Source organism: Microbacterium sp. SCPM-O-B-15248 (M128), assembly GCF_058214835.1.
Genome location: NZ_JBYQLI010000002.1, coordinates 17,075 through 39,394, shown reverse-complemented (window position 1 = coordinate 39,394; position 22,320 = coordinate 17,075). Strand labels below are relative to the sequence as shown.

Annotated in this window: 22 protein-coding genes; 8 read left to right on the top strand and 14 right to left on the bottom strand. The window is 69.1% G+C overall.

Features of this window, described 5'->3' with window-relative positions:
- Positions 1 to 18: 18 nt before the first annotated feature.
- The 6 genes from AC3E6M_RS02825 to sufB form a co-directional block, all read right to left on the bottom strand.
- A complete protein-coding gene (locus AC3E6M_RS02825) occupies positions 19 to 1,176 on the bottom strand; it encodes a MalY/PatB family protein (protein WP_490528975.1) in 1,158 nt (385 codons plus the stop codon).
- A gap of 109 nt (positions 1,177 to 1,285) precedes the next feature.
- Complete coding sequence (locus AC3E6M_RS02820; protein ID WP_013586729.1) at positions 1,286 to 1,615, bottom strand: metal-sulfur cluster assembly factor; 330 nt, start codon at positions 1,613 to 1,615, stop codon at positions 1,286 to 1,288.
- A gap of 9 nt (positions 1,616 to 1,624) precedes the next feature.
- Positions 1,625 to 2,395 (bottom strand): Fe-S cluster assembly ATPase SufC, encoded by a 771-nt coding sequence (gene sufC, locus AC3E6M_RS02815; RefSeq protein ID WP_490528974.1) that lies wholly within the window; start codon positions 2,393 to 2,395, stop codon positions 1,625 to 1,627.
- A 47-nt stretch (positions 2,396 to 2,442) separates the two neighbouring features.
- Positions 2,443 to 2,772: a non-heme iron oxygenase ferredoxin subunit gene (locus AC3E6M_RS02810; RefSeq protein ID WP_138172447.1), complete on the bottom strand. Its 330-nt coding sequence runs from the start codon at positions 2,770 to 2,772 to the stop codon at positions 2,443 to 2,445.
- Complete coding sequence (gene sufD / locus AC3E6M_RS02805) at positions 2,769 to 3,962, bottom strand: Fe-S cluster assembly protein SufD (protein WP_490528973.1); 1,194 nt, start codon at positions 3,960 to 3,962, stop codon at positions 2,769 to 2,771. Before sufD ends, AC3E6M_RS02810 begins: the two co-directional genes overlap by 4 nt.
- Positions 3,962 to 5,380: a Fe-S cluster assembly protein SufB gene (sufB, locus tag AC3E6M_RS02800; protein ID WP_138172449.1), complete on the bottom strand. Its 1,419-nt coding sequence runs from the start codon at positions 5,378 to 5,380 to the stop codon at positions 3,962 to 3,964. Before sufB ends, sufD begins: the two co-directional genes overlap by 1 nt.
- A gap of 254 nt (positions 5,381 to 5,634) precedes the next feature.
- Here sufB and AC3E6M_RS02795 point away from each other — a divergent pair, with 254 nt between their 5' ends.
- Both AC3E6M_RS02795 and AC3E6M_RS02790 read left to right on the top strand, forming a co-directional pair.
- Positions 5,635 to 6,603 carry a COX15/CtaA family protein gene (locus tag AC3E6M_RS02795; RefSeq protein ID WP_138172450.1) on the top strand — a complete coding sequence of 323 codons (969 nt, stop codon included), beginning with the start codon at positions 5,635 to 5,637 and terminating at the stop codon, positions 6,601 to 6,603.
- A 112-nt stretch (positions 6,604 to 6,715) separates the two neighbouring features.
- Positions 6,716 to 7,213: a hypothetical protein gene (locus AC3E6M_RS02790; RefSeq protein WP_138172451.1), complete on the top strand. Its 498-nt coding sequence runs from the start codon at positions 6,716 to 6,718 to the stop codon at positions 7,211 to 7,213.
- A 71-nt stretch (positions 7,214 to 7,284) separates the two neighbouring features.
- Here the strand turns inward: AC3E6M_RS02790 and AC3E6M_RS02785 are convergent, their stop codons facing one another.
- On the bottom strand, positions 7,285 to 8,211 hold the full coding sequence (locus AC3E6M_RS02785; protein WP_490528972.1) for a heme o synthase: 927 nt from the start codon (positions 8,209 to 8,211) through the stop codon (positions 7,285 to 7,287).
- 226 nt (positions 8,212 to 8,437) lie between these two features.
- Between AC3E6M_RS02785 and tkt the strand changes: the two genes are divergently transcribed.
- From tkt to pgl, 6 genes are read left to right on the top strand one after another with little or no spacing between them, the layout of a single operon-like run.
- A complete protein-coding gene (gene tkt, locus AC3E6M_RS02780) occupies positions 8,438 to 10,534 on the top strand; it encodes a transketolase (protein WP_490529258.1) in 2,097 nt (698 codons plus the stop codon).
- Between the two features lie 18 nt (positions 10,535 to 10,552).
- Positions 10,553 to 11,674 (top strand): transaldolase, encoded by a 1,122-nt coding sequence (gene tal, locus AC3E6M_RS02775; protein ID WP_138172453.1) that lies wholly within the window; start codon positions 10,553 to 10,555, stop codon positions 11,672 to 11,674.
- Complete coding sequence (locus tag AC3E6M_RS02770; protein WP_490528971.1) at positions 11,671 to 13,296, top strand: phosphoglucose isomerase-related protein; 1,626 nt, start codon at positions 11,671 to 11,673, stop codon at positions 13,294 to 13,296. Before tal ends, AC3E6M_RS02770 begins: the two co-directional genes overlap by 4 nt.
- Positions 13,297 to 13,300: 4 nt before the next feature.
- Positions 13,301 to 14,851 carry a glucose-6-phosphate dehydrogenase gene (gene zwf / locus AC3E6M_RS02765; protein ID WP_138172455.1) on the top strand — a complete coding sequence of 517 codons (1,551 nt, stop codon included), beginning with the start codon at positions 13,301 to 13,303 and terminating at the stop codon, positions 14,849 to 14,851.
- A complete protein-coding gene (locus AC3E6M_RS02760) occupies positions 14,848 to 15,795 on the top strand; it encodes a glucose-6-phosphate dehydrogenase assembly protein OpcA (protein ID WP_138172456.1) in 948 nt (315 codons plus the stop codon). The genes zwf and AC3E6M_RS02760 overlap by 4 nt, the downstream gene beginning before the upstream one ends.
- Entirely contained in the window at positions 15,792 to 16,583 is a 792-nt protein-coding gene (gene pgl, locus AC3E6M_RS02755) for a 6-phosphogluconolactonase (RefSeq protein ID WP_138172457.1), read from the top strand. Before AC3E6M_RS02760 ends, pgl begins: the two co-directional genes overlap by 4 nt.
- Before the next feature lie 58 nt (positions 16,584 to 16,641).
- On the opposite strand, the gene AC3E6M_RS02750 is transcribed toward pgl, so the two are convergent.
- The 7 genes from AC3E6M_RS02750 to whiA all read right to left on the bottom strand — a co-directional run bounded on the left by AC3E6M_RS02750 (position 16,642) and on the right by whiA (position 22,250).
- Positions 16,642 to 16,995 (bottom strand): RNA polymerase-binding protein RbpA, encoded by a 354-nt coding sequence (locus AC3E6M_RS02750; protein ID WP_138172458.1) that lies wholly within the window; start codon positions 16,993 to 16,995, stop codon positions 16,642 to 16,644.
- A 1-nt stretch (position 16,996) separates the two neighbouring features.
- On the bottom strand, positions 16,997 to 17,245 hold the full coding sequence (gene secG, locus AC3E6M_RS02745; protein ID WP_138172459.1) for a preprotein translocase subunit SecG: 249 nt from the start codon (positions 17,243 to 17,245) through the stop codon (positions 16,997 to 16,999).
- Positions 17,246 to 17,357: 112 nt separating this feature from the next.
- On the bottom strand, positions 17,358 to 18,146 hold the full coding sequence (gene tpiA, locus AC3E6M_RS02740) for a triose-phosphate isomerase (RefSeq protein ID WP_138172460.1): 789 nt from the start codon (positions 18,144 to 18,146) through the stop codon (positions 17,358 to 17,360).
- A complete protein-coding gene (locus AC3E6M_RS02735; protein WP_490528970.1) occupies positions 18,137 to 19,351 on the bottom strand; it encodes a phosphoglycerate kinase in 1,215 nt (404 codons plus the stop codon). Before AC3E6M_RS02735 ends, tpiA begins: the two co-directional genes overlap by 10 nt.
- 6 nt (positions 19,352 to 19,357) lie before the next feature.
- Entirely contained in the window at positions 19,358 to 20,368 is a 1,011-nt protein-coding gene (gap, locus tag AC3E6M_RS02730) for a type I glyceraldehyde-3-phosphate dehydrogenase (protein ID WP_058622786.1), read from the bottom strand.
- A gap of 103 nt (positions 20,369 to 20,471) precedes the next feature.
- Positions 20,472 to 21,098 (bottom strand): superoxide dismutase, encoded by a 627-nt coding sequence (locus AC3E6M_RS02725; protein WP_138172462.1) that lies wholly within the window; start codon positions 21,096 to 21,098, stop codon positions 20,472 to 20,474.
- A 174-nt stretch (positions 21,099 to 21,272) separates the two neighbouring features.
- Positions 21,273 to 22,250 (bottom strand): DNA-binding protein WhiA, encoded by a 978-nt coding sequence (gene whiA / locus AC3E6M_RS02720; protein WP_138172463.1) that lies wholly within the window; start codon positions 22,248 to 22,250, stop codon positions 21,273 to 21,275.
- Between the last annotated feature and the right edge of the window lie 70 nt (positions 22,251 to 22,320).

The following is a 22,320-nucleotide window of genomic DNA, read 5'->3' as shown; positions in this document are numbered from 1 at the left end:
GGATGCCGCGACGCCGAACTACCCGGCCAGAGCCCCGATGCGCGCGATCGCCTCGCGCAGAACCTCCGGGGCACAGCCGATGTTGATGCGCACGTGTCCCACACCCTCGACGCCGAACAGCGGACCGTGGTGCAAGGCCACCTTCGCCTCGCGGCGGACGAACGGCGCCGGGTTGTCGCCCCACCCGTAGGCGGAGACATCGACCCACGCGAGGAACCCTGCGTCGGGGATCCGATACCGCGCCAGCGGAAGGTGCTCGGCGAGCAGCTCGGACAGCAGCCGCCGGTTGTCGTCGAGCGCGGCGAGGAGCTGGGCGAGCCAGGAATCGCTCTCGGCCGAGAAGGCCGCGCGATTGGCGATGACGCCGAACAGACCCGCGCGCCACTCGACCTCCCACGGCAGAGACCGTACGACGGCGGCCGTCTCGTCCGAGCCGGTCACGATCACAGCGCACTTGAGGCCGGCGAGGTTGTACGTCTTGCTCGCGCTCGTCACGGCATACCCCACCGCCGCCGCCTCGGGGGCGGCATCCAGGAACGGGGTGAACACCGCCGGAGCGTGCGTGAGCGGCGCGTGGATCTCGTCGCTGACGACACTCGCCCCGTAGCGCGCCGCGAGACGCGCGAGCTCTGCCAGGCTCTCGCGCGTGTGCACTGTGCCGGTGGGGTTGTGCGGATTGCACAGCAGCACGGCGCGCGCCCCGGATGCCAAAGCCGCGGCGATCCCGTCGAGGTCGAGCTCCCACCGCTCCCCCGTGTCGCGCAGTGGCACCCGCTCGACGACGGCCCCCGCCTCTTCGACGGTGTCGTAGAAGGGCGGATAGACGGGCGGCGTGACGACCACGCGATCGCCCGGGGACGTCACGGCCCGCAGCACCTCGACGACGCCCATCATGACGTCGCCCGTCCAGCGGATTCGGGACGGATCGGGCCGCCAGCCCCACAGCCGGTCCGCGTACGCGGCGAAATCGACGTCGATCCCGGGGCGGGGTGGGGTGTATCCGGTGTCGCCGATCTCCACGGCGCGCGCCAGGGCCGAGGTGATCGCCGGCGCGAGCGGGAAATCCGTCTCGGCGACGAACATCGGGATGACGTCGTCACCGTAGGAACGCCACTTCGTGCTGGAGCGCTGACGCAGCAGCTCCAGCGGGAGGGCCGTCAACGGGGGAACACTCATCCCGCGAGCCTAATGAGCGAGCCCGACGGGGAGGAATCGTCGCGTCAGAGGCGGACACAGAAGTGCCCGCCCCGACGATGCGGGACGGGCACTTCTCGAACGGCTGCGTTCAGATCGCGAAGCCGAGGGCGCGCATCATGTCGCGCCCGTCGTCGGTGATGCGTTCGGGACCCCACGGCGGCATCCACACCCAGTTGATGCGGAAGCGGTCCACGACGTTGTCGAGGGCCTGAGCGGTCTGCTCTTCGAGCACGTCGGTGAGGGGGCACCCCGCAGACGTCAGGGTCATGTGGATGACGAGCGCGTCGTTCTCGTCATCCCACGCGAGGTCGTAGATCAGGCCCAGGTCGACGACGTTGATCCCCAGCTCGGGGTCCATCACGTCCTTCAGGGCCTCGGTGACCTCGTCGTACTTCTCGGGAGCGAGTGTTGCGGTCATGTAACGATCCTACGCGTCCACCGGCGCACCGGCGTCGAGGAAACGGTCGTAACCCTCTTCCTCGAGACGATCTGCGAGCTCGGGGCCGCCCTCTTCGACGATCCGGCCCTTGACGACGACGTGCACGAAGTCGGGGCGGATGTACCGGAGGATGCGGGTGTAGTGCGTGATGAGCAGCACACCGAGGTCGGTCTGCTCCTTCGCGCGGTTGACACCCTCGGAGACGATCTTCAGCGCGTCGACGTCGAGTCCGGAGTCGGTCTCGTCGAGAACGGCGATCTTCGGCTTCAGCAGCTCGAGCTGGAGGATCTCGTGGCGCTTCTTCTCGCCGCCCGAGAAGCCCTCGTTGACGTTGCGCGAGGCGAACTTCGCGTCCATGCGCAGGTTCTCCATCGCGCCCTTGACGTCCTTGGTCCAGGTGCGGATCGCCGGCGCCTCGCCGTCGATCGCCGTCTTGGCGGTGCGGAGGAAGTTCGTGACCGTCACGCCCGGGACCTCCACCGGGTACTGCATCGCGAGGAAGAGGCCCGCGCGTGCGCGCTCGTCGACGCTCATCTCGAGGACGTCCTCACCGTCCAGGGTGATGGAGCCGCTCGTGACGGTGTACTTGGGGTGACCGGCGATCGTGTACGCCAGGGTCGATTTGCCGGAGCCGTTGGGGCCCATGATGGCGTGGGTCTCGCCGGTGCGCAGCGTCAGCGTCACGCCGTTGAGGATCGGGGTCGTGCCGGCATCCGTCTCGACCGTCACGTGGAGGTCGCGGATCTCGAGGACAGACATGGTGTTCCTTACTCGGTAGTTCGGGGAGTCGATGACGAACGCGGCCGTCAGGCCGTCGCCTTGGTGACGGCGGGATCGATGAGCACGTCGTCGCCGTCGATCACGACCTCGTACACGGGGACCGGCTCGTAGGCCGGAAGATTCAGGGGGCGACCCGTCTTCAGCGAGAACGCCGAGCCGTGCGCCCAGCATTCCAACGTCTCGCCCTCGACGAAGCCGTCCGACAGCGAGATGTCGCCGTGCGTGCAGACGTCGCCGATCGCGTGGACATCGCCGTTGCCATCGAGAACGACGGCGATCGCGACGCCGTCCACCTCGACCCGACGGGCCTCGTCCTGCACGAGCTCGCCGAGACCGCACACACGCGTCGCGGTCACGCCGCCGCTCCCTCGGCCAGTTCGCGCTCGATCGCCTCGGTGAGCTCGGTCTCGAGCTCGGGGATGCCGATGCGCTGGACGATCTCGCTGAGGAAGCCGAGCACGACGAGACGGCGCGCCTCGTCCTCGGCGATGCCCCGCGCCTGCAGGTAGAACAGCTGCTCGTCGTCGAAGCGACCCGTGGCGCTGGCGTGGCCCGCGCCCTGGATGTCGCCCGTCTCGATCTCCAGGTTCGGGATCGAGTCCGCGCGCGCACCGTCGGTGAGCACGAGGTTGCGGTTGGCCTCGTAGGAGTCGGTGCCCGTGGCCTCGTGTCCGATGAGCACGTCGCCGATCCAGACGCTCCGCGCGCTCTCGCCCTGCAGCGCGCCCTTGTAGAGCACGTCGCCGACCGTGTGGGGTCCCTTGTGGTGCAGGTACACCTGCGACTCGAGGTGCTGACCGGCATCCGCGAAGGACAGACCGTACAGCCGGCCCTCGCTGCCCGCGCCCGAGAGCTCGACCGACGGGTTCACACGGACGACGCCACCGCCGAAGCTCACCACGACGTGCGTGAGCTTGGCATCCCGGTCGACGCGCGCCTGGTGCGAGGAGGCGTGGATCGCGTCGTCGTCCCACTTCTGGACCGAGACGACCGTGAGGTCGGCACCGTCGCGGACGAGGATCTCGACGTTCTGCGCGTGGTGGGCCGTGCCTTCGTGGCGCAGCACGACCGTGCCGCGCGAGTTCGGCTGCGCCTCGATGACGACGTGGGCGTGCGCGAGGCCGCCCGTGCCGGTCAGACGCACGACGATCGGCTCGTCGAGCTCGACGTTCGCCGGGATCCGCAGCAGCGGGGCCTCGGGCTCGTGAGTCCAGGCGAGCGCGGCGGTGACGTCCTCGGGACGGAAGTGCTCGCCACGCGGCGCCTCGCCGTCCCGCAGCCGCAGCTGCTCGACGGCGTCCGGGGCGTGGACCTCGACGCGGATGACGCCCTCGGGCCCCGCCTCGTCGACGAACAACGGCGCCAGACGGTCGACGGGGCTCAGCTTCCAGTTGACCTCACGGCCGCTGGGGGTGCCGAAATCGGCCGGGACGAACGAGGTCGGACGCTCCGACCGGGTCTGCACGGGAACCACGGATGCCACGAGGGCGGCAGGGTCGATGTGACCCTCCGCGGCGACAGCGGGGGTCTGGGTCGCGGTCGTCATCAGCCGACGGATCCTTCCATGCCCATCTCGATGAGCTTGTTCAGTTCGAGGGCGTACTCCATGGGCAGCTCGCGCGCGATCGGCTCGATGAAGCCGCGCACGATCATCGCCATGGCCTCGTCCTCGGGGAGGCCGCGCGACTGCAGGTAGAACAGCTGCTCCTCGCTGACCTTGGAGACGGTGGCCTCGTGACCGAGCTGCACGTCGTCGACGCGGATGTCGATCGCGGGGTACGTGTCCGAACGGGAGATGGTGTCCACGAGCAGTGCGTCGCAGCGCACGGTGTTGGCGGAGTGGTGGGCGTTGGCATCCACTCGCACCTCACCGCGGTATCCGGCGCGACCACCACCGCGGGCGATCGACTTCGAGACGATCGAGGACTGCGTGTACGGCGCCATGTGGATCATCTTCGCGCCGGCATCCTGGTGCTGGCCGGGGCCGGCGAAGGCGACCGAGAGCGTCTCGCCCTTGGCGTGCTCGCCCATGAGGTAGATGGACGGGTACTTCATCGTCACCTTGGAGCCGATGTTGCCGTCGACCCACTCCATGGTCGCGCCCTCGTGGGCGACGGCGCGCTTGGTGACGAGGTTGTAGACGTTGTTCGACCAGTTCTGGATCGTCGTGTAGCGCACGCGGGCGTTCTTCTTCACGATGATCTCGACGACGGCCGAGTGCAGCGAGTCGCTCTTGTAGATCGGAGCCGTGCAGCCCTCGATGTAGTGGACGTAGCTGTCCTCGTCGGCGATGATCAGGGTCCGCTCGAACTGGCCCATGTTTTCGGTGTTGATACGGAAGTACGCCTGAAGCGGGATCTCGACGTGGACGCCCTTGGGGACGTAGACGAACGATCCGCCCGACCACACCGCGGTGTTCAGCGCCGCGAACTTGTTGTCACCGGCGGGAATGACGGTGCCGAAGTACTCCTCGAAGAACTCGGGGTGCTCGCGCAGAGCCGTGTCGGTGTCCATGAAGATGACGCCCTGCTGCTCCAGGTCCTCGCGGATCTGGTGGTAGACGACCTCGGACTCGTACTGTGCGGCGACGCCGGCGACGAGGCGCTGACGCTCGGCCTCGGGGATGCCGAGCTTCTCGTACGTGTTGCGGATCTCTTCGGGGAGGTCCTCCCACGACTGCGCCTGCTTCTCGGTCGAGCGCACGAAGTACTTGATGTTGTCGAAGTCGATCTCCGACAGGTCCGCGCCCCACGTGGGCATGGGCTTGCGGCCGAAGAGCTGGTAGCCCTTGAGACGGGTCTTCAGCATCCATTCGGGCTCGGACTTCAGGGCGGAGATGCCGCGCACGACGTCTTCGTTGATGCCGCGCTGCGCGAGCGCGCCTGCGGCATCCGTGTCGTGCCAGCCGAACTCGTATTGCCCCAGGCTGTCGAGCTCGGGTCGGTCGATGAGTACATCGGACATGGTGGTCACTCTCCTTCTCGGGCCTCAACGGTGTCATCCGCCCCGGCATTCCGCGACAGACTCCGGTCGGAGTCACAGGAATGCCGCTGGTGGGCCCGCTCGAAGGCGCTGGCTTCGCGCCTAGACTGTCAGGGGTGCGGGACGCGTGAGCGCTGCACCCGAAGACCCTTCGATTCTACAGGCAACACCCGCTCCCGGCACGGCGCAGACCCGCCGCCGCGGCCCGAGCGCCCCGCCGCCAGGAGGCTGCGCGCATGTCCACCGCTTCGTCCCCCCGCGTCCTGCGTCGCGTCGTCGACTGGCTGCCGACCCACGTCGATCGCCGCGTCCGCGTGTTCGCCTGGCTGTCGTTCGTGGCCGAAGTGCTCATCATCGGCACGGGCGGCGCGGTGCGCCTGACCGGTTCGGGCCTCGGTTGCCCCACCTGGCCGCGTTGCACGCCCGACTCGCTCGTGAACACCCCCGAGATGGGCATCCACGGGATCATCGAGTTCGGCAACCGCACGCTGACGGGGGTCGTGGGCATCCTGGCCCTGGCGGTCGTCGTACTCATGTGGCGCATGCGCCGCGAGCGCCGCGGCATGTTCGTCCTCGCGCTCGTCGTGCTCGGCGGGATCGTCGCCCAGGCCGTCGTCGGCGGGATCACGGTGTTGACGGGGCTCAACCCGTTCATCGTCGGCTTCCACTACATCGCATCCGTCGTCCTCGTGACGGTGTGCGCCGCCTTCTTGACCCTGATGTACCTGCCCGTCGGCCCGCGTGAGCGCGCGGTGCCGGCGTGGTTCGCCGGCCTCGTGCACCTCACCACGGGCGTGCTCGCGCTCACCGTCGTGTTCGGAGTCTTGACCACGGGCGCCGGGCCGCACTCGGGCGACGCCGCAGCCGTGGAGCGCAACGGCTTCGACGCCGAGGTGCTCGAGCACGTCCACGCCTGGCCCGGCTACGCGCTGTTCGCGTTGACCCTCGTCCTCGTCGTGCTCGCGTGGCGACTGCGCCTCCCGGTCCGGCGGTGGGCGACGGCACTCCTCGCGGTCGAGCTGGTCCAGATCGCCGTCGGGCTCTACCAGGCGCGCAACGGTCTGCCCGAACTCGCCGTGGGCGTGCACATGGTGCTCGCCGCCCTCACCGCCGCGACCATGACGGTCGTCGTCCTCCGTCTCAAGACGCCCGTGCCCCCGGCCCGGGCGAACGAGGGCGACGCGGTGGCGGCCGCACGGCGCTGACCTCCGGGCGCTCATAGCTGATTCATCGGCGACACAGAGCCGGCGTACCGGCGCATGCGAGACTGTGGACCCTCCGGTGCCGACCGTGCCCGGAATCGAAGGAGTTCATTCCATGCAGACTCGTCCCCGCCTCGTCACCAGCGTCCCGTTCTGGGTGCTCGTGGCCGGCTCCCTGGCCGCCGTCATCGGCGGACTCGTGATCGTCCTCCGGGGGATCGACGCGATGCAGGCGGTGCTCAACGACCCCAACGCGACGGTCGTGACCGTATACGTTGCCCAGTCGTGGGTGACGGTGGGCGCCGCCGTGCTCGGTGCCGGTGCGCTCGGGATCGTCGCCGCCCTCGCCGTGGCGGCCGTCGTCACCACACGTCCGCAGCCCGACGTCTCAGTCGAGGCGATCGATTGGACCAGCGACGACGAGACCGCTCCCGAGAGCGCGGTGTCTCCCGCGACGTTCACCACTGCGGCTGCGGCCACCACGGCTCCGGCCGCCGCCCCGGCGACGCCCGTTGCCCTCGAGGACGCGGACGTCGAGACCACGTCCGACACCCCCGCGCCGCCGCAGGCCGCCGCGAACGACGGCACCGAGGACGACACCACACGTCGCTGAGCGCCCCCCAAAGAAGAGAACCGCCCGCCCCCCACGAACGGGGGCGGGCGGTTCTTTTCGATCTCAGGGGATCAGAACGGCAGGAGCGGGTCGACCGCGATCGCGACGAACAGCAGCGTGAGGTACGTGATCGAGGCGTGGAACACGCGCATCGGACGGGGCTCCCCGCCCTGCACGGCCCGCGAGTACAGACGGTGCGATTCGTAGACGAACCACCCACCGAACACGAGCGCCGAGACGGTGTACACCAGACCCATGGATGCCACGGGGATCAGCAGCAGCGAACACGCGACGGTCGCCCACGCGTAGAGGATGACCTGGAGACCGACCTGCGAACCGCTGCGCGTGGCCCCGAGCATGGGCACGTCGACCTCGTCGTACTGGTCGGCGTACTTCATCGACAGCGGCCAGTAGTGCGGGGGCGTCCACAGGAACACCAGCGCGAAGAGGATGAACGGCGCCCACGACAGCGAACCCGTGACGGCGGACCACCCGATGAGGACCGGGAAGCAGCCCGCGATGCCGCCCCACACGATGTTCTGCTCGGTACGGCGCTTGAGGATGATCGTGTAGATCACGACGTAGAAGAAGATGGCGCCGGCCGACAGGGCTGCGGCGAGCGGGTTGGTGAACACCCACAGCCACACCGTGGAGACAGCGGCCAGCGTCCAGGCGAACGTCAACGCGCCGCGCGGCGAGACCTCGCCGGTGACCAGCGGCCGGTTGACGGTGCGCTGCATGTGCGCGTCGATGTCGCGATCGAGGTACATGTTGAACGCCGCCGCCGAACCCGCGCTCAGCGATCCGCCGATGACGGTGGCGAAGATCAGCCACAGGTCGGGCAGTCCGCGTGCGGCCAGGATCATGACCGGAACCGTCGTGACCAGGAGGAGCTCGAGCACGCGGGGCTTGGTCAGCGCCACGTAGGCCCGAATCGTACGTCCGACGGAGCGGCGATCGGTCGTCGCAGTGACGTGCGACGTCGTCGAGATGTCCATCGTCCCCCGGGGTAGAGCGTGAGTATCCCCTCGATTCTATGGCATCCGGAACACACCTCCGGCCCGCTGTCGACCCCCGTCACGAGAGGCAACGCCTGCCGTCGATCTCGCTATGCTGGCGATGAACGCGCGCCCCGCGCCGACCCCCACCCCACTCCCGCTCCTACGGCGACGAGTGCGGCGTCGAATCGTGACCCGGGCGCACACGATCGAGAAAGGCACCGTGTTGTCGGACTTCGAATGGGATGAGATCGATCGACGGGCGGTCGACACCGCGCGCATTCTGGCGGCGGATGCCGTCGAGAAGGTGGGCAACGGGCACCCCGGAACGGCGATGTCGCTGGCACCGGCCGCGTACCTCCTGTACCAGCGCGTCCTGCGCCACGACCCGGCCGACACCCACTGGCCCGGACGCGACCGCTTCATCCTCTCGGTGGGGCACTCCTCGCTCACCCAGTACGTGCAGCTCTACCTCGGCGGCTTCGGCCTCGAGCTGAAGGACCTCGAGGCGCTGCGCACCTGGGGCTCCCTGACCCCCGGCCACCCCGAGTACGGCCACACCGACGGCGTCGAGATCACGACCGGACCGCTCGGTCAGGGTCTGGCATCCTCCGTCGGTTTCGCCTACGCCGCCCGCTACGAGCGCGGTCTGTTCGACCCCGAGACCCCGGCCGGCGAGAGCCCGTTCGACCACTTCGTCTACGTGATCGCCGGTGATGGCGACCTCCAGGAGGGCGTGACCAGCGAGGCCTCCTCGCTCGCGGGCCACCAGGAGCTGGGCAACCTCATCGCGATCTACGACTCCAACCAGATCTCGATCGAGGACGACACCAACGTCGCCTTCACCGAGGACGTCGCGCAGCGCTACGAGTCCTACGGCTGGCACGTGCAGACGGTCGACTGGAAGAAGACCGGTCAGTACGTCGAGGACGTCGCCGAGCTCCACTCGGCGATCGAGGCCGCCAAGGGCGAGACGAGCAAGCCGTCGCTCATCATCCTCAAGACGATCATCGGCTGGCCCTCCCCCGGCAAGCAGAACTCGGGCAAGATCCACGGATCCGCCCTCGGTGCCGACGAGCTGCGTGCGACCAAAGAGGTGCTGGGGTTCGACCCCGAGCAGCACTTCGCCGTCGCCGACGACGTCATTGCCCACACCCGCCGGCTCGTCGAGCGCGGCGAGGCCGAGAAGGCCGCGTGGCAGCAGAAGTTCGACGCGTGGGCCGCCGCCCACCCCGAGCGCAAGCAGCTGTGGGACCGCCTGCAGGCGCGTGAGCTGCCCGCCGACATCGCCGACGCCCTGCCCGCCTTCGAGGCCGGCAAGGACGTCTCCACGCGCGCCGCCTCGGGCACCGTCATCAACGCCCTCGCCGCCGAGCTTCCCGAGCTGTGGGGCGGTTCGGCCGACCTGGCCGAGTCCAACCTCACGACGATCAAGGATGCCAAGTCCTTCATCCCCGCCGAGTGGTCGACGCACGAGTGGACGGGCAGCCCCTACGGCCGCGTGCTCCACTTCGGCATCCGCGAGCACGCGATGGGCGCGATCCTCAACGGCATCGTCCTGCACGGCCCGACGCGCCCCTTCGGCGGCACGTTCCTCATCTTCAGCGACTACATGCGCCCGCCGGTGCGTCTGGCCGCCCTGATGAACATCCCGACGATCTTCGTCTGGACGCACGACTCGGTCGCCCTCGGCGAGGACGGCCCGACGCACCAGCCGATCGAGCAGCTCGCGACTCTCCGCGCCATCCCGAACTTCGCGCTGGTACGCCCGGCGGATGCCAACGAGACGTCGGTCGTGTGGCTCGAGATGCTCCGCCGCACCGCCGGTCCCTCCGGCATCGCGCTCACGCGTCAGAACATCCCGGTGTTCCCGCGCGGCGAGGGCGAGGCCACGGGCGACGAGTTCGCGTCGGCCGCCGGCGCCGTCAAGGGCGCGTACGTCCTGGCCGAGGCCGGGAACGGCGAGCCGGACGTCATCCTCATCGCGACCGGTTCCGAGGTGCAGCTCGCCGTCCAGGCGCGCGAGACCCTCGCCGCCGAGGGCGTGCACGCCCGCGTGGTGTCGGCTCCGTCGCTGGAGTGGTTCGCCGAGCAGGGCGACGAGTACCGCGAGTCGGTGCTGCCGTCGTCGGTGAAGGCGCGCGTCTCCGTCGAGGCGGGCTCCGCGCTGTCGTGGCACGGCATCGTCGGTGACGCCGGCCGCTCGGTCGCGATCGAGCACTTCGGTGCGTCGGCCGACTACAAGACCCTGTTCCAGAAGTTCGGTATCACCGCCGAGGCCGTCGTCGAGGCCGCCCGCGAGTCGATCGCCGCCGCGAAGTAACCCAGGAGAACGAGAACAATGAGCACTCCCACCCAACAGCTCGCCGCCCAGGGCGTCAGCATCTGGCTCGACGACCTGTCGCGTCAGCGCATCCAGAGCGGCAACCTCGCCGAACTCATCGCCGAGCGCAACGTCTCGGGCGTCACCACGAACCCGACGATCTTCGCCGGCGCCCTGTCCCAGGGCGAGGCGTACGAGGGCCAGGTCCGCGAGCTCGCCGCGCAGGACGCCGGCGTCGACGAGGCGATCTTCTCGATCACCACCGACGACGTCCGCGACGCGTGCGACATCTTCCTCCCGGTCTTCGAAGCCACCGGCGGCGTCGACGGACGCGTGTCGATCGAGGTGTCCCCCGACCTCGCTCACGACACCGACGCGACGGTCGCGCAGGCCAAGGACCTCGCCGCGCGCGTGGACCGCAAGAACGTCCTGATCAAGATCCCCGCCACCAAGGCGGGCCTGCCCGCGATCACCGAGGTCATCGGTGCGGGCATCTCGGTCAACGTCACGCTGATCTTCAGCCTGGAGCGCTACGCCGAGGTCATCGACGCGTACCTCGCCGGAGTCGAGAAGGCGCGCGACGCCGGGCACGACATCGCGAACCTGCAGTCGGTCGCCTCGTTCTTCGTCTCGCGCGTGGACACCGAGATCGACAAGCGTCTCGCCGCGATCGGAACCGACGAGGCCGCCGCCCTCAAGGGCAAGGCCGGCATCGCCAACGCCCGCCTGGCGTACGAGCTGTACGAGCAGAAGTTCGCCGAGGATCGCGCGAAGGAGCTCCTTGCCGCCGGTGCGACCGTGCAGCGTCCGCTGTGGGCCTCGACCGGCGTCAAGGACCCGGCTCTGCCCGACACGCTCTACGTCACCGAGCTCGTCGCCCCCGGCACCGTGAACACGATGCCCGAGAAGACGCTGCAGGCGACGTTCGATCACGGCGTGATCGCCGGCGACACCGTCACCGGTGCGTACGCCGAGGCGCACGAGGTGTTCGACCGTCTGGCCGCCGCCGGTGTCGACGTCGCCGACGCGACCCAGGTGCTCGAGGACGAGGGCGTCGAGAAGTTCATCGCCTCGTGGCACGAACTGCAGCAGACCGTCGCCACCGCGCTCGAGGCCGGAAGCGCCCAGGCCGCGAAGTGACATTCGCCGTCAAGGTCACCGGCCACGTCAAGGCGGTCGTCGACTCGGAGCTGCCCGACCTGGTCGGCTCCTTGGTCGCGTCCGGCGTCACGGCGGGGGATGCCACGCTATGGGGCGCCGCGGCCGAGGACGAGGCATCCCGTCGGCTCGGGTGGGTGCAGGCGGTCTCCGTCTCGCGCCCGCTCGTCCCCGAGATCACCGCCCTGCGCGACGCGTACGTCGCGCAGGGCGTGACCCGGGTCGTGCTCGCGGGCATGGGCGGCTCCTCGCTCGCGCCCGAGGTCATCGCGCAGTCCGCGGGAGTGCCGCTGGTGATCCTCGACTCCACGGCACCCGGTCAGGTGCTCGCCGCGATCGACGGCGACGCCGAGTCCGGTGGCCTGGCCCAGACGGTGCTCGTCGTCTCGAGCAAGTCCGGTTCGACGGTCGAGACCGATGCGGCCAAGCGGGCGTTCGAGGCTGCGTTCCGCGACCTCGGCATCGACCCGGCCGAGCGCATCGTCGTGGTCACCGATCCGGGCTCGCCCCTCGAAGAATCGGCCCGTGCCGACGGCTACCGCGTCTTCACCGCCGACCCCACCGTCGGCGGACGGTACTCCGCGCTCACCGCGTTCGGGCTGGTGCCCGCCGGTCTCGCGGGCGTCGACATCGACGACCTGCTCGACGAAGCGGACGCCACGCTCCTCGAGGTCGCGATCGACTCCCCCGAGAACCCGGCCCTCGTGCTCGCCGCGGCGATCGCAGGCGGCGGGGAACACCGGCGTGACAAGCTCGGCCTCGTCACCGACGGCGGCCACCTGCCGGGTCTCCCGGACTGGATCGAGCAGCTGATCGCGGAGTCGACGGGCAAGAACGGAACCGGCATCCTGCCCGTGGTCCTGCTCCCGGTCTCGCCCGAGATCGAGGCGAAGCCCGCCGACCTGCAGGTCGTACGATTCGTCGAGCACGCCGACGCGTTCCACCTGTTCGACCGTCACGAGGGCGAAGTTCTCGTGAGCGGTTCGCTGGGGGCGCAGTTCGTCGTGTGGGAGTACGCCACGGCGATCGCCGGGCGTTTGCTCGGCATCGACCCGTTCGACCAGCCCGACGTCGAGGCGGCCAAGGTCGCCGCACGGGCTCTCCTAGACGCGCAGCCGGCACCGACCGCTCCGGCGCTCGTGCTCGACGGCGTCGAGGTGCGCGTGTCCGACCCCGCCCTGGCATCCGGTGGCACGCTCGCGAGCGTGCTGGACGCGCTCTGGGCGTCGGTCCCGGCCGACGGGTACGTCGCCATCCAGGCGTACGTGAACCGGCTCGAGCTGCCCCAGCTCGCGGGACTGCGCGAACTGGTCGCGGCCGATTCCGGCCGCCCCACGACGTTCGGGTGGGGACCGCGGTTCCTGCACTCGACCGGCCAGTACCACAAGGGCGGCCCCGCCACCGGCGTCTTCCTTCAGATCACCGAACGCACCGATGTCGACCTCGAAATCCCGGGTCGGCCGTTCACGTTCGGACAGCTCATCCACGCACAGGCCGCGGGCGACGCGAGCGTGCTGGCGGACGGCCATGGCCGCCCCGTCGTCACGCTCACGCTCACCGACCCGCAGGTCGAGGTGCTTTCACTCTTCGAGGCGGCGCAGTAACAGCATGGTCGTAGAGATCTCACCCGGTCACAATCCCCTCCGCGACCCCGAGGATCGCCGCCTGAACCGGATCGCCGGTCCCAGCGCGCTGGTCATCTTCGGCGTCACCGGAGACCTGTCGCGCAAGAAGCTCATGCCGGCGGTGTACGACCTCGCCAATCGCGGACTCCTCCCGCCCGGTTTCGCGCTCGTGGGCTTTGCCCGCCGCGACTGGGAGGACCAGGACTTCGCCAAGGTCGTCCACGAGTCGGTGCAGAAGTACGCGCGCACCGAGTTCCGCGAAGAGACGTGGCAGGAGCTGCTCGAGGGCATCCGCTTCGTCCAGGGCGAGTTCGACGACCCCGAGGCGTTCCAGCGCCTGCGGGAGACCGTAGACAAGCTCGACACCGAGCGCGGCACGATGGGCAACCACGCCTACTACCTGTCGATCCCGCCCAAGGCTTTCCCGCTCGTCACGACCCAGCTGAAAGCTTCCGGACTCGTCGGCGACTCCGCCGAGGACACCGCCGGCTGGCGCCGCGTCGTCATCGAGAAGCCGTTCGGGCACGACCTCGCTTCGGCACGCGAGCTGAACGAGGTCGTGGAGAGCGCGTTCCCCGCCGACTCGATCTTCCGCATCGACCACTACCTCGGCAAAGAGACCGTGCAGAACATCCTCGCGCTGCGCTTCGCGAACGAGCTGTACGAGCCGATCTGGAACCGCAACTACGTCGACCACGTGCAGATCACGATGGCGGAAGACATCGGGGTCGGCGGCCGCGCGGGTTACTACGACGGGATCGGCGCCGCGCGCGACGTCATCCAGAACCACCTCCTGCAGCTCCTCGCGCTCACCGCGATGGAGGAGCCCATCAGCTTCAACGCCGCCGACCTGCGTGCCGAGAAAGAGAAGGTCCTCGCCGCGGTGCGTCTGCCCGAGAACCTGGCCGAGGCCACCGCGCGCGGCCAGTACGCCGGCGGGTGGCAGGGCGGCGAGAAGGTGCTCGGTTTCCTCGAGGAAGACGGCATGAATCCGGAGTCGGTCACCGAGACCTACGCCGCGATCAAGCTCGAGATCAACACGCGTCGTTGGTCGGGAGTGCCGTTCTACGTGCGCAGCGGCAAGCGTCTGGGCCGACGCGTCACCGAGGTGGCCGTGGTCTTCAAGCGCGCCCCGCAGCAGCTGTTCTCCCGCAGCCAGACCGAGGAGCTCGGGCAGAACGCCCTGGTCATCCGCGTGCAGCCCGACGAGGGCGTCACGATCCGGTTCGGCTCCAAGGTTCCGGGTGACGGCACGCAGGTACGCGACGTGACGATGGACTTCGGGTACGGCCACGCCTTCACCGAAGCGAGCCCCGAGGCCTACGAGCGCCTCATCCTCGACGTGCTGCTCGGCGACCCGCCGCTGTTCCCGCGTCACGAGGAGGTCGAGCTCAGCTGGAAGATCCTCGACCCGATCGAGGAGTTCTGGGCTGCCGAGGGCGGACCGCTGGAACAGTACTCTCCGGGATCGTGGGGTCCGGCATCCGCCGACGAGCTCCTCGCCCGCGATGGCCGCACGTGGAGGCGCCCGTGATCATCGAACTGCCCGACACCACCGTCAGCGCGATCTCGAAGAAGCTCGTGAGCGTCCGCGAAGAGGGCGGCGCCGTCGCGCTCGGACGCGTTCTGACGCTCATCATCGTGACCCACCACGGGGCCGAAGAAGAGGTGATCGAGGCCGCGAACGACGCCTCGCGCGAGCACCCGATGCGTGTCATCGCGGTGCTGTTCGGCGACGAGAGCGAAGAACCGCGCCTGGACGCCCAGATCCGCGTGGGCGGTGACGCCGGCGCGAGCGAGGTCGTCGTCCTGCGCGCGCACGGCGCAGCCGGCTCGAACGCCGAGAGTCTCGTGACCGGTCTGCTCCTGCCCGACGCGCCCGTCGTGGCGTGGTGGCCCGCGCAGGCGCCGGCGGACCCGTCGCTGTCGGCGATCGGCCGCATCGCCCAGCGCCGGATCACCGACGCGTCGTCACAGCCCGACCCGACGGCGTGGGTCGCGCACCTCGGCGAGCACTACGCCCCGGGCGACACCGACTTCGCGTGGACCCGCGTCACGCGCTGGCGCGAGCAGCTGGCCGCCGTCCTCGACCAGCCGCCGTACGAGCCCGTGACCTCCATCGAGGTGGCGGGTTCGAGCGATTCCCCCTCCACGGCGCTGCTGGCGGCATGGCTCGGGCTGAAGCTCGACGCGCCCGTCACCTACAGCTACCTGCCCGCCGAAGAGTGGTCGGGCGGCATCAAGTCGGTGCGCTTGACACGCGCGAGCGGGGACACGCTGCTGGAGCGCCCGACTCCGGGCGTCGCGGTGCTCACGCAGCCCGGACAGCCCACGCACGAGCTCGACTTCCCGCGCCGCACGCTGCGCGAGTGCCTGGCCGAGGAGCTCCGCCGCCTCGACCCCGACGTGCTCTACGGACGCGTCCTCACCCAGTGCACCCTGTTGCTGCGCACTCTCGATGAGCGGAGCGACCGATGACCGAGAACGGCTCCGCCAAGCAGGTGATCATCAAGCGGGATGCCGAGACGCTCGCCGACTATGTCGCGACCCGGTTCGTGAACCGCATCGTCAAGCGCGTGGCCGAGGGCAAGCGCATGCACGTCTGCCTCACGGGCGGGACGATGGGCGGAGCCGTGCTGCGGTCGGCCGCGCGGGACCCCCGCATGGCCGAGATCGACTGGTCGCTGGTGCACTTCTGGTTCGGTGACGAACGCTTCGTGCCCCGCGACTCCGACGATCGCAACGAGAAACAGGCGCGTACCGCGCTGCTCGACGGTCTCGACATCCCCGCCGAGAACATCCACTCCGTCGCGTCGACGGACGACAGTCTCGATCTGGATGCCGCGGCCATCGCCTACGCCGACGAACTGGCGCAGTTCGCGCCGTCCGACCGCAGCGACTCCGGTCCGTGGCCGTCGTTCGACATCTGCTTCCTGGGCGTCGGACCGGACGCGCACATCGCGTCGCTGTTCCCGGACCGGGCCGAGATCTCGGTGACCGACCGGGCGACCGTTCCGGTGCGCGACTCCCCCAAGCCCCCGCCCGAGCGCATCTCGCTCACGCGCCCCGTGATCAACTCCTCCAAACGGGTGTGGATGGTGATCGCCGGCGCCGACAAGGCCGCCGCCCTGGGTCTCGCTCTCGCCGGCGCCAGCTACCAGAGCGTCCCGGCGGCCGGAGCCAAGGGACGTCGACGCACGGCCTTCTTCGTGGATGAGGCCGCGGCCGACCAGGTACCGCCCCAGTTGATCGACCGCGAATACTGATTCGCCGCAACAGAAAAGAGACCGGATGCCGTCGGCATCCGGTCTCTTTTCTGTTCTCTTACTGGCCGCGGCGCTCGCGCAGCTGCTGCAGCGCGTCGTCGAGGAGCGAGGCCGCCTCTTCGTCGGTGCGGCGCTCTTTCACGTAGGCCAGGTGGGTCTTGTAGGGCTCCGTCTTGGACAGCGCCGGGGGGTTGTTCTTGTCGCGACCGGCGGGGAGACCGGAGTGGGGCGAGTCGATCGTCTCGGGGATCTCGTCGTCGGGGATACCCGCGGCGAAGTAGCGGACGGTCTCGTTGCCCAGGGCGTCCCAGTACGAGACGGCGACGCGATCGGCGTGGAAGCCGTGGTCCTGTTCTCCCATCGGGCCCGCGCCGACGCGCGTGCCGCGGATGGCGTTACCACCGGTGGCCATGTCAGAGCTCCGCGAACTTGGTGAGGAGACCGAGGCCGACGATGGTGATGAACCACACCAGCGCGAGCACGATCGTGAATCGGTTGAGGTTGCGCTCGGCCAGGCCGGAGGAGCCCATCGCCGAGCTCATACCGCCACCGAACATGTCGGACAGACCGCCTCCGCGCCCCTTGTGGAGCAGGATGAGCAGGGTCAGCAGGAGGCTGGTCACGCCCAGGAACACCTGCAGGACGAACTCGAGAATCTGCACTGTCGAAAGCCTTTCGCGGCGGTCGGTAGCGACCGCACAAGCGTCAAGTATACGGGGAGCCGGGGCGGACATACGGATGCCCGCGGCGCGGGGCCGCGGGCATCCGTATCGGTCAGACTCCGACGTGCTTCTGGTAACGGATGATGGCCGCGAACTCGTCCACGACGAGGCTCGCACCGCCCACCAACGCGCCGTCGACATCGGGCTCGCGCATGAAGCCGGCGATGTTGCCGGACTTCACCGAACCGCCGTAGAGGACCCGCGTGCGGGCCGCCGCGTCGGCGCCGAGCTTGTCGGCCACGACGGCACGCAGCTTCGCGCAGACCTCCTGGGCCTGATCCGGGGTCGCCGCCTGGCCGGAGCCGATGGCCCAGACCGGCTCGTACGCCACGACGATGTCGGCATCGGATGCCACACCCTCGAGCGCGACCTCGAGCTGCCCCACGGGGACGGCGCTCGCGCCGAACTTCTCGAGGTCCTCCGAGGTCTCACCGACACAGATCACCGGAACCAAGCCGTGGCGGAGGGCCGCCTGCGTCTTGGCGGCGATGACCTCGTCGGTCTCGTTGTGGAACTGACGGCGCTCGGAGTGCCCGATGATGACGTAGGTCGCGTCGAGCTTGGCCAGGAACTGGCCCGAGATCTCGCCGGTGTACGCACCGGAGTCATGGGCCGAGAGGTCCTGACCGCCGAGCGCGAAGTCGATCTTGTCGGCATCCAGGAGCGTCTGCACGGTCCGCAGATCGGTGAAGGGCGGGAACACCGCCACCTCGACACTGCTCTTGTCGTGCTTGGCCTCCTTCAGCGTCCAGTGCAGCTTCTGGACGAACGCGACCGCCTGCAGGTGGTCGAGGTTCATCTTCCAGTTGCCGGCGATGAGGGGAGTTCTGTTCACTGCCATCCGAGGACCTCCAGTCCGGGGAGCTTCTTGCCTTCGAGGAACTCCAGGCTGGCGCCGCCGCCGGTGGAGATGTGACCGAACTGGTCGTCCGCGAAGCCGAGCTGACGCACGGCCGCGGCCGAGTCGCCTCCGCCGACGACGCTGAGGCCGTCGACCTCGGTCAACGCCTGCGCGACCGTCTTGGTGCCTTCCGCGAACGCGGCCATCTCGAACACGCCCATCGGCCCGTTCCAGAACACCGTGCGCGAGTCGCGGATCGCCTCGGCGAACAGGTCGGCCGTACGGGGCCCGATGTCCAGGCCCAGCCCGGACGCACCGAACGGGGTGTCCTCGAGGGCGACGGCGTCGGCGACGACGTGCTCGGCATCGGCCGAGAACGACGCTGCGACGACGGCATCCACGGGGAGGACGATCTCGACGCCGCGCTCCTTCGCCGTGGCGAGGTAGCCCTTCACGGTGTCGATCTGGTCCTGCTCGAGCAGGCTCGCGCCGACCTTGCTGCCTTCGGCGACGAGGAAGGTGAACATCATCCCGCCACCGACGAGCAGCTTGTCGACGCGCGGCAGAAGGTGCTCGATGACGCCCAGCTTGTCGCTGACCTTCGAGCCGCCCAGCACGACCGTGTAGGGACGCTCGGGGTTCTCGGTCAGGCGGTCCAGGACCTCGAGTTCCTTCTGGATGAGGAGTCCCGCGGCCGACGGCACGATCTGCGCGAGATCGTAGACACTGGCCTGCTTGCGGTGCACCACACCGAAGCCGTCCGAGACGAGCGCGTCGCCCAGCTCGGCGAGCTGGCGGGCGAACGCCTGGCGCTCGGTCTCGTCTTTCGAGGTCTCCCCCGCGTTGAAGCGGAGGTTCTCGATGACGGCGACGTCTCCGTCTTCCAGCGACGCCACCGCGTCACGAGCGGACTCGCCGACCGTGTCGCGGGCGAACGCGACCGGCTGGCCGAGAAGCTCGGACAGCCGCTGCGCGACCGGCTCGAGCGAGTACTTCGGGTCGGGAGACCCGTCGGGACGCCCCAGGTGGGAGCAGACGACGACGCGCGCGCCGGCGTTGATCAGGGCGTTGAGGGTCGGCAACGACGCGCGCACGCGGCCATCGTCCGTGATGACGCCGTCCTTGAGGGGGACGTTCAGGTCACAACGGACGATGACGCGCGTGCCGGCCAGCGACCCCAGCGATTCGAGGGTGCGCAGAGGCATGGAGTGTCAGAGACGCTCGGCGACGTACTCGGTCAGGTCGACGAGGCGGTTCGAGTATCCCCACTCGTTGTCGTACCACGACGAGACCTTGACGAGGTTGCCGCTGACGTTGGTCAGCTCGGCGTCGAAGATCGACGAGTGCGGGTTGCCCTGGATGTCGCTCGAGACGATCGGGTCCTCGGTGTACTGCAGGATGCCGTTGAGACGACCCTCGGCAGCGGCCTTCTTATAGACCTCGTTGACCTGGTCGACGGTCAGGCCCTCGGTGGGGGTGACGATCGTGAGGTCGACGATGGAACCGGTGGGGACCGGGACGCGGTACGACGAGCCGCTCAGCTTGCCGTTCAGCTCGGGGAGCACCAGGCCGATCGCCTTGGCGGCACCGGTCGAGGCGGGGACGATGTTGATCGCCGCGCCGCGCGCACGACGCAGGTCGCTGTGCGGGCCGTCCTGGAGGTTCTGGTCGGCGGTGTAGGCGTGCGCCGTCATCATGAAGCCGCGCTCGATGCCGAAGGCGTCGTTGAACACCTTCGCCAGCGGGGCGAGGCAGTTCGTGGTGCACGACGCGTTCGAGATGATGACGTCGGTCTCGGGGTTGTAGGTCTCTTCGTTCACGCCCATGACGATCGTGGCGTCGTCACCGGTCGCGGGAGCGGAGATGAGCACCTTCTTGGCGCCGCCCGCGACGTGCTTCTTGGCGTCCTCGGCCTTGGTGAAGCGGCCGGTCGACTCGATGACGATGTCGACGCCGAGCTCGCCCCAGGGGAGGTTCGCGGGGTCGCGCTCTTCGAAGACCTTGATGGTCTTGTCACCGACGGTGATGGAGTCTTCGGTGTACGAGACGTCCTCGGCGAGCACGCCGCCGACGGAGTCGTACTTCAGCAGGTGGGCGAGGGTCTTGTTGTCGGTGAGGTCGTTCACCGCCACGATTTCAAGGTCAGCGCCCTGCGCGAGAGCCGCGCGGAGGTAGTTGCGTCCGATACGGCCGAAGCCGTTGATTCCGATCTTGACGGTCACGGAATTTCTCCTGAATCAGTCATGCGCGAGAAGCGCGAGAGTGCGGTATTCGCTGGAGGACGACGGCGTCCCGGCGGGGTGTCCACCGGGACGCCCACGCCGTTTACGACAGTACCAGCAGACCCGCCGTCTTCTCACGGGCGGCCGCGAAGCGCTCCTGCGCATCGGCCCAGTTGGCGATGTTCCAGAACGCCTTGACGTAGTCCGCGCGGACGTTCTTGTAGTCGAGGTAGTAGGCGTGCTCCCACACGTCGAGAAGGAGCAGCGGGACGGTGCCCGCGACGATCTGACCCTGCTGGTCGAAGAACTGCTGGATGATCAGGTTCTCGCCGATCGAGTCCCAGAACAGGCCGGCCCAGCCGGAGCCCTGCACGCCGAGCGCGGCGGCGGTGAACTGACCGCGGAAGGCGTCGAACGACCCGAACTGGTCGTCGATCGCGGCCTCGAGGTCACCGGTGGGCTTGTCGCCACCGTTGGGCGAGAGGTTCGTCCAGAAGATCGAGTGGTTCGTGTGTCCGCCGAGGTTGAAGGCGAGGTCCTTCTGCAGGCGGTTGATGTTCGCGAAATCGCCCTTCTCGCGCGCCTCGGTGAGGAGGTCGAGCGTGGTGTTCGCGCCGTTGACGTACGTCTGGTGGTGCTTGCTGTGGTGCAGCTCCATGATGGTCGCGCTGATGTGAGGCTCCAGCGCGGAGTAGTCGTAGGGCAGTTCGGGCAGCGTGTACTTCGCCATGTTCTCTACTTCCGAATCGGCGCTGCACCGAGACCTCGGCGCAGCGAGGGTGACGTGTTCATCCTATCGAGGACCAACGCACCGGCCACGGGGTTGCTTCCCCGAATGACGCGCAGTAACGCAAAACGGATGCCGAGGGGCTCGGCATCCGTACTCTGCGTCAGGGGAACGCGGTCAGTCGTCGGCACCCACCGGGACCGCGGACTCGGTCCCCGGGATGCCCTCGGCCTCGGCCTTCTTGTCGGCCATGGCCAGGAGGCGGCGGATGCGCCCGGCCACGGCGTCCTTGGTCAGCGGCGGGTCGGCGTGGTGACCGAGCTCGTCCAGGCTCGCGTCGCGGTGGGCCAGACGCAGCTCACCGGCCTGCTGCAGGTGGTCGGGGACCTCGTCGCCGAGGATCTCCAGGGCGCGCTCGACGCGCGCGCACGCGGCCACCGCTGCCTGTGCCGAGCGGCGCAGGTTCGCGTCGTCGAAGTTGACGAGGCGGTTCACGCCGGCACGCACTTCGCGGCGCTGGCGCATCTGATCCCACTCCCCCGCGGTGCGGCGCGCGCCCATCTCGTACAGCGCCCCGCGGATGGCTTCGCCGTCGCGCACGACGACGCGCGGCACCCCGCGCACCTCACGGGCCTTGGCCGGGATGCCGATGCGGTGACCGGCGCCCACGAGCGCCATCGCGGCCTCCGACGACGGGCAGGAGATCTCCAGCGCAGCCGAGCGACCCGGATCGCTCAGGGAGCCGCTGGCGAGGAACGCACCGCGCCAGATCGCGCTGAGATCGGGGCGCGAACCGGTGGTGAGCTTGTTGGGGAGACCGCGCACCGGGCGGCGGCGCTGGTCGAGCAGACCGGTCTGGCGAGCGAGCGTCTCGCCCGCCTCGATGACGCGGACGGCGAAGTGACCCCCCGTGCGTCCCCCCGAGCCCTGCACGTGGTGCAGTTCGGGCCGCACGCCGTAGAGCTCCATGAGGTCGCGGGCGACGCGGCGCGCGAGGATGTCGGAATCCAGCTCCGCCTCGACGGCGACACGGTTCGCGATCGAGTGCAGGCCCCCGGAGAAGCGCAGGATCGCCGTGAGCTCGGCGACACGCGCCGTCGGACGCGGGTCGCGTACGGTGATGAGCTCGGCCTTCACGTCGGCGGTCAGCGGCACGGTTCTCCTCGGTTCAGGACGATGGGGCAACGCCTGCGACAACACGGGTGAGGCTGTCGAGGCGGCGGGG

Excerpts from the sequence above, each read along its gene's own strand:
- AC3E6M_RS02825 (WP_490528975.1), bottom strand. The coding sequence starts at position 1,176 with ATGAGTGTTCCCCCGTTGACGGCCCTCCCGCTGGAGCTGCTGCGTCAG.
- AC3E6M_RS02820 (WP_013586729.1), bottom strand. The coding sequence starts at position 1,615 with ATGACCGCAACACTCGCTCCCGAGAAGTACGACGAGGTCACCGAGGCC.
- sufC (WP_490528974.1), bottom strand. The coding sequence starts at position 2,395 with ATGTCTGTCCTCGAGATCCGCGACCTCCACGTGACGGTCGAGACGGAT.
- sufD (WP_490528973.1), bottom strand. The coding sequence starts at position 3,962 with ATGACGACCGCGACCCAGACCCCCGCTGTCGCCGCGGAGGGTCACATC.
- sufB (WP_138172449.1), bottom strand. The coding sequence starts at position 5,380 with ATGTCCGATGTACTCATCGACCGACCCGAGCTCGACAGCCTGGGGCAA.
- AC3E6M_RS02795 (WP_138172450.1), top strand. The coding sequence starts at position 5,635 with ATGTCCACCGCTTCGTCCCCCCGCGTCCTGCGTCGCGTCGTCGACTGG.
- AC3E6M_RS02790 (WP_138172451.1), top strand. The coding sequence starts at position 6,716 with ATGCAGACTCGTCCCCGCCTCGTCACCAGCGTCCCGTTCTGGGTGCTC.
- AC3E6M_RS02785 (WP_490528972.1), bottom strand. The coding sequence starts at position 8,211 with ATGGACATCTCGACGACGTCGCACGTCACTGCGACGACCGATCGCCGC.
- tal (WP_138172453.1), top strand. The coding sequence starts at position 10,553 with ATGAGCACTCCCACCCAACAGCTCGCCGCCCAGGGCGTCAGCATCTGG.
- zwf (WP_138172455.1), top strand. The coding sequence starts at position 13,301 with ATGGTCGTAGAGATCTCACCCGGTCACAATCCCCTCCGCGACCCCGAG.
- pgl (WP_138172457.1), top strand. The coding sequence starts at position 15,792 with ATGACCGAGAACGGCTCCGCCAAGCAGGTGATCATCAAGCGGGATGCC.
- AC3E6M_RS02750 (WP_138172458.1), bottom strand. The coding sequence starts at position 16,995 with ATGGCCACCGGTGGTAACGCCATCCGCGGCACGCGCGTCGGCGCGGGC.
- tpiA (WP_138172460.1), bottom strand. The coding sequence starts at position 18,146 with ATGGCAGTGAACAGAACTCCCCTCATCGCCGGCAACTGGAAGATGAAC.
- AC3E6M_RS02735 (WP_490528970.1), bottom strand. The coding sequence starts at position 19,351 with ATGCCTCTGCGCACCCTCGAATCGCTGGGGTCGCTGGCCGGCACGCGC.
- AC3E6M_RS02725 (WP_138172462.1), bottom strand. The coding sequence starts at position 21,098 with ATGGCGAAGTACACGCTGCCCGAACTGCCCTACGACTACTCCGCGCTG.